Genomic DNA, 6,789 nt, shown 5'->3' with positions numbered 1-6,789 from the left:
AGGTGAAATCCGTTGCATTTACTCTTATAAAACAGAATATCATTATAGATTTTCACAGATTTATTATACCTTTGTACTCCTAAAAGAACTAATAATCAACTGTTATGGAACATCAACTGACCATTTACAACACTTTAAATAGAAAAAAAGAGCTGTTCGTACCGCTGCATGCACCGCATGTAGGCATGTATGTCTGCGGACCGACCGTGTACGGTGACCCGCACTTGGGACATGCACGCCCTGCCATCACTTTCGACCTGCTGTTCCGCTACCTGACGCACATCGGCTACAAGGTGCGCTATGTCCGCAACATTACCGACGTGGGCCATCTGGAGCACGATGCCGACGAAGGTGAAGACAAGATTGCGAAAAAAGCCCGTCTGGAACAACTGGAACCAATGGAAGTGGCACAGTACTACATCAACCGCTATCATAAGGCGATGGATGCATTGAATGTGCTGTCTCCCAGTATCGAGCCACATGCCAGCGGCCACATCATCGAACAGATAGAACTTGTAAAGGAGATATTGAAGAACGGATATGCCTACGAAAGTGAAGGTTCCGTTTATTTCGATGTAGAAAAATACAATAAGGACCATCACTACGGCAAGCTCTCCGGACGCAACCTGGATGATGTTCTCAACACCACCCGCGAACTGGACGGACAGAGCGAGAAGCACAACCCCGCAGACTTTGCCCTCTGGAAATGTGCGCAACCGGAACACATCATGCGTTGGCCTTCCCCGTGGAGCGACGGCTTCCCCGGCTGGCACGCCGAATGTACAGCCATGGGAAAGAAATACTTGGGCGAGCACTTCGACATTCATGGTGGCGGCATGGACCTTATCTTCCCGCATCACGAATGCGAGATTGCACAATCCGTAGCTTCCCAAGGGGAAGATATGGTACATTATTGGATGCACAACAACATGCTGACCGTGAACGGACAGAAAATGGGTAAGTCTTACGGTAACTTCATCACATTGGAAGAGCTCTTCAAAGGCACACACCCCATGCTGGAGCAAGCCTACAGCCCAATGACCATCCGCTTCTTCACCCTGCAAGCCCACTACCGCAGTACGGTAGACTTCAGCAACGAAGCTCTGCAAGCCGCCGAAAAGGGATTGGCAAGACTGATGGATGCTGTACATGGACTGGACAAGATTACCCCTGCTGCAACCTCCACCATAGACGTGAAATCCCTGCGTGCCAAGTGTTACGAAGCCATGAATGATGACTTGAACTCACCGATTGTCATCGCCCACCTCTTCGACGGCGCCAAGATGGTAAACAATATCCTAGCTGGAAACGATTCCATCACAGCCGAAGACCTGAAAGAATTGAAGGAAACCTTCCACCTCTTCTGCTTCGACATCTTAGGATTACAAGAAGACAACACCTCCAACGAAGAGCGTGAAGCTGCCTTCGGCAAGGTAGTGGACATGCTATTGGAAGAGCGTTCAAAGGCAAAAGCCAACAAAGATTGGGCTACATCCGACAAAATCCGCAATGAACTCACCGCGCTCGGTTTCGAGATTAAGGACGGTAAGGACGGAAGCGAATGGAAGCTGAATAAATAACGAAGGTATCATAACTCACCACAGAATCATACAGATTGGGGTAAGTTTTAGACAGAAGAACAAAAGAACATATTTCTCTCTCTTGTTCTTCTGTTCTTTTAACTGAAAAATAAAATCTGTATAATCCTATGGTGATTGTGTATTTTGATACATCCCTGTTAGAATACGAATCCGAACCCGGCATACCACCCTACTTTCTTCGTCTGGTTGGACCAATTCAATTGTATCTCCACTGGTCCCAGAAAACTCTTGTACATATAGCCGATGCCTACCCCTGCCATATCAACCGATTCGGAAGAGTCAAGAATCTGATGAAACTTCCCGGAGTTTCGCCCATAACTGCCCATCACTGATATATACTGGTTTTTCAAGATACGCTGTCTGAGGTTCAGCCCTGCAACCAGCAATGCGGCCTGTGACAGTTCCGCACGGTTGATACCCGTAAACGGTATCTGCTGTGGCATATAGCGCCCCGGTATGGTCCCTCCCACCATATTGATGATGGCAAAAGGATAATTATCGCTTCCGGACAATACGCGTCCATAAAACGAAGGAGTGACAGTGAGCTTACTCGACGGAGAGAAACATCCCTGCCAACGGGCATCGAAAACAGAAATAGGATTGTTGTCCTTATACTGGAAGAGGTTATCCGTATAGAGATGGTAGGATACCGCCCACGACATGCCTTTTGTAGGGGCGCTCCTCTCATTCAAGTTGTTGAACACAAGTCCGGCAAAGTAACTGAATAAGGACGAATTCTCAAACAGTGCCGAAGCCAACGGGTCGAGCGACAGCAAATCATGATAGTGGTAGTAATCAAAGTCAATGCCCAAACTGACCTGGATATTGTTCCAGTCCTTCGCCGCCCCCATACGGACCAGCTGATGTGTAAAAGTCAAATCCAGCGCCCGTTTGCCTTCATTATAAATATTCATATCTTTATAGTCGAACTGATAGGCAAGTCCTGCCTGCCATCCACCGTCCCACTGATAACTATATCCGAGTCGTGCCAGTGTACGCTTGCCCAGACGGGCGGTGAGGCTGGCCAGCGACTCCCGCTGCCGGCCGAAATAGAAGTCCGTATTTGCCTGCAACGCCGCCAGTTCTTCCGTATCAAAACGAAAACCGACATTCAGCTTGTTCTCCCGTACAGCAGGGGCGGCTATTTGGGAATCAACGGGAATCTCCCTATCAACAGCCGCGCCGGGCAAGCGGAAAGGTCCCGGGCGGCGAGGCTGATAATCTTCTGCAAGTCCCAGCTTCCGTTTCAGGGCAAGCAGTCCGTCCCAACTGTCCATGGCAGCACGCTCTCCCCGCACCATCAAAGTGTCGATGGCCTCTTTGGTGAAACTTGCAGCCGAATAGCCGGTGACATCCACCTTTATCAACACGTCGGTATTACGCAGATTCTCACGGTATTTCTTCTCTCCTTGCAGATTAATGATTTGCTCGAAGATGTCTTTCACCGATTTCAGCTCGGAAGCCTTAAGCAGCGGACTCTGCACATCCACCCCGATAATGTAGTCGGCCCCCATGGCAAGCGCCACATCTACCGGATAGTTATTCACCATTCCACCGTCCACCAACACCATTCCATCCAGGTCTACCGGAGCAAACACACCGGGAATGGACATGCTGGAACGCATGGAAGTGGCCAGTATTCCCTCATGGAACACTACTTCGCTGCCATTCACCAGATTTTCCGACACGCAGGCAAACGGAATAGGAAGACGGCTAAAATCCACAGAATCCTGGTAACCTTCTGTCAATGTGGAGAACAAACGTGCCAGGTTCTTCCCTTTTATGATACCCGCATCCGAAACAGCGGCAGATTTCAAAGAAAACGGAATGGAGAGTACATAGCGCTCCGACTTCAACCGGTCATCCAGCAACACATCCTTAGGATTGGGGGCATCCGAGAGCAAGAATTTCCAGTTCTGGGCATTCACCATACTGTCCAATTGCTGCGGGGTATATCCGATAGAATACAAACCGCCCACAATGGCCCCCATACTAGTGCCCACCACATAATCTATAGGGATACCCGCTTCTTCAATTACTTTCAGAGCACCGATATGCGCCGTCCCTTTGGCGCCACCCCCACTGAGTACGACAGCCACTTTCGGACGCCCGGACGCCCAAAGGACCATCGGCAAAAACAACAAACAAGCCCATAGTCTATACTTCATCTCCATCATTTACTTAATACGTATTGGTAATTTATTCCACTCTGAATCAAACAACCCGCTCCGACAAATAGTTCACTATCAGTCGAAGCGGGTCGCAAAAAACGTTCAAGCAATTTATGGAGGATTATCTATAACCCATTTCCAATCAATAAGGTATCATATCCTTCAAGATACCTTCCTTATACCAAGGATCATCAATCTCTTTCAACACTTTGCCCATCTCTGCGCAAAGGTCTTTTACGACTTCTTGGTTTTCTTCCAAAGAAAGGTTATTCATCTGATACGGGTCCTTTTCATCGTCAAACAACAAACTTTTGACCAGCTTATGGTTTTCGCGGTCAATGTAGAGCGCCAGCGTGTAGCGCGCCGATTTAAAGCCGCGCGACGAAGGGAAGTAGGAACGGACCATACCTTCCGCATCCTTCTCACCGTCCAGGTTCTGGATGTAGAGAGCGCCGGTGGGACGTACAATATCCGCCTTTTCATCGAAGAAAAGCGGTGCATAGTTGCGTCCCTGCACCTCGGCCGGAATGGAGTCGGCAAGACCGGCAAGACCCAACAAGGTAGGCATGATGTCCGGCGAGGAAAGCATCAAGTCGTCCACGCGGGGCTTAATCTTATCGGGAAAACGCACCAGGAAAGGAACGTTCATGGACTCGGAGTACGGGGAATTCTTCGGGTCTTCCGTATGCTGGCTGCACATGGTCTCTCCATGGTCGGAGGCAAACACGACAATGGTATTCTTGTCCAGTCCGAGTTCCTTCAAGGCATCGAGTATCTGACCGAAAGCACGGTCGACACCCGTCACAGAAGCAAAGTAGTAGCGTGCACTCTCTGCCTTGAGCATCTTGGAGTCGGCATTCGGACGGACGAGCAAGCTGTCCAGAGGCTGGTTTTTATAGAGATTGAAATCTTCCTCCATACAGTCGTCCAAAGAACGGTACGGACTATGGGGAGGATTCATGCCTACCATAATGAAGAAAGGTTTCTTCGGGTCGCGTACATTCCCCTCGTTCTTCAGATAAGACACCACCTTGCCCGATTCGTGTAACGGTGACCACTCGCGCGGGTCGTGGCGACGGCCTTCCGTATCCCAGTAATGCGGATTCTTGTGTTCGTCAAAGGTACCGTAAGAATACCAGTAATTGAACCCATGACGACGTTCTTTCGGCGTATAGGCATCCCATGCAGGTACACGGTCTTCCACATACTGTCCGGGACGTTCGGGGTCGTTGGGGGTAGGAAAGTCGGCATGCAGTTTGCCAAAGTAGGCACAGTCATATCCGGCATTGCAGAAAACATCACTCACACACACAGCATCCTCACGCAGGGAGCTGATGGGACGGCTCGAATTGCAATTCAATGGAATACCACTCTTATTAGGATACATTCCCGTCAACAGAGAACCACGGTGGGGACTGCTCAACGGGCAGTTGCTCATGGCAGATGTCAACACCACCGACTCCCGGGCAAAATCATTCAAGCGCGGGGTATGCACCGGGTCATTCCGAAAGTTCACTTTCTCGCGAAAACCTTCCTGGCCCCAGAACTCCATCGCCTGGTTACGGTATTGGTCGGGAAAAACGTAAATGACATTCGGCTGGACGGATTGTTCCGCCTGCGGGGGTTTACAGCCCTGCAAGGCGAACAAACCTAAACCACCTAACAAAATATTTAATTGAGTTTTCATTTTTCCAAGTCTCTTTTACGCATCAATCCTTCCAGGAAGTAATAGTCGGCATAATTCAGCGGTACATCAATCTCCGCACCGTGAGGAATACTGCCCACAGAGTGCATCAGGATGAAGTTGCCGTTGGTACCCACCTTGGCACGGTAGGAAGGAGAAGCGAGGCTTTCCATAATCCGGTCGGCGGTTTCCTTGTATCCCTTACCCGGCAGATAAGTACTCAGCTCGTAAAGGGCGGACGCCGTGCAGGCAGCTGCCGAAGCATCGCGAGGTTCATTCGGGATATTGGGGGCATCGAAATCCCAGTAGGGAACCAAGTCTTCCGGAAGATTCTTGTTGTTGAAGATAAAGTTGTAGACCTTTTCAGCCTGCTCCAGGTATTTGGCATCGTGTGTATAGCGATAGCACATGGTATAGCCGTACAAGGCCCACGCTTGTCCACGTGCCCAAGCAGACTCGTCGGCATAGCCTTGTGCAGTCTGTCTCTTACGGACTTCACCGGTTTCGGGGTCATAATCCACCACATGATAGCAGCTGTTGTCCTCACGGAAATGGTTAGCCATAGTCGTATCGGCATGCTTCCGGGCTATGTTATAGAAAGTGGAGTCGCCGGACAGCCTGGAAGCTTCGAACAGCAGTTCGAGGTTCATCATATTATCAATGATAACGGGACATTTCCAGCCACGTTCAGCCTGCCACCCCTTGTCTGCATCCCATGACTGAAGTACGCCTGCTGCAGGGCGGAAACGGGTAGACAATGATTTGGCTGTCTGTATGATGACCGGCTTGTACTCCTCCTTACCCGCAAAACGGTATCCGTTCAGGTAGCTGCTGCCAATCATAAAGCCCACATCATGGTGCCAGGTAAGGTATTGTACCGAATCCAAATCCTCGGTATACTTCTCTGCCAGCGGCAGCCACTTCTGGTCACCGGTCAACTCGTACATATGCCAGATATTACCGGGGAAGAAGCCGGAACACCAATCGTCGATAGGTACATAGACAATGTTCCCATCCTTATCAATGGTACGGGGATTAAGGATTTTACCGGATTTTTCGATAATGTCTGTCTGAATTGTCTCCTGAGCCACAGCATTATCAATGTTTTCTTGGATAAAGTTGCTTTCAGCCTGCTTTTGCCCTGCGCAACCTGCCAATACAAGGAGGGAGATTCCCAATGTAGTGAGGACTGTTTTCATAATAAGGGATTTATTTATTAAGAGTTTATGATTTTTCCTGCTGCAAAAGTAGAGCAAGTGTACAGATTTGACCCGCCTAAATAATTCAATTAATGGCTAAAATCGTTACTTTTGCGTCCGGAAGCACATATTTT

Annotated in this window: 4 protein-coding genes; 1 reads left to right on the top strand and 3 read right to left on the bottom strand. The window is 49.3% G+C overall.

The features are described 5' to 3' along the window. Positions 1-104: 104 nt before the first annotated feature. A complete protein-coding gene (cysS, locus tag ABUA47_RS02540) occupies positions 105-1,580 on the top strand; it encodes a cysteine--tRNA ligase (protein WP_035447664.1) in 1,476 nt (491 codons plus the stop codon). 158 nt (positions 1,581-1,738) lie between these two features. Here cysS and ABUA47_RS02535 read toward each other — a convergent pair whose 3' ends face one another. The 3 genes from ABUA47_RS02535 to ABUA47_RS02525 form a co-directional block, all read right to left on the bottom strand. Further along, entirely contained in the window at positions 1,739-3,769 is a 2,031-nt protein-coding gene (locus tag ABUA47_RS02535) for a patatin-like phospholipase family protein (protein ID WP_035447849.1), read from the bottom strand. Positions 3,770-3,914: 145 nt separating this feature from the next. Continuing rightward, positions 3,915-5,459, bottom strand: coding sequence for a sulfatase (locus ABUA47_RS02530; RefSeq protein ID WP_035447663.1), 1,545 nt, complete (start codon positions 5,457-5,459; stop codon positions 3,915-3,917). Then, entirely contained in the window at positions 5,456-6,655 is a 1,200-nt protein-coding gene (locus ABUA47_RS02525) for a glycoside hydrolase family 88 protein (RefSeq protein ID WP_035447660.1), read from the bottom strand. Before ABUA47_RS02525 ends, ABUA47_RS02530 begins: the two co-directional genes overlap by 4 nt. Positions 6,656-6,789: the final 134 nt, after the last annotated feature.

Origin of the sequence: Bacteroides sp. RTP31139st1_H2_RTP31139_211217 (genome assembly GCF_040227615.1) — a bacterium.
Lineage (GTDB): Bacteria > Bacteroidota > Bacteroidia > Bacteroidales > Bacteroidaceae > Bacteroides > Bacteroides uniformis.
Note: the sequence above shows the minus strand (reverse complement) of the source record. Positions and strands in the feature narration are given on the sequence as shown.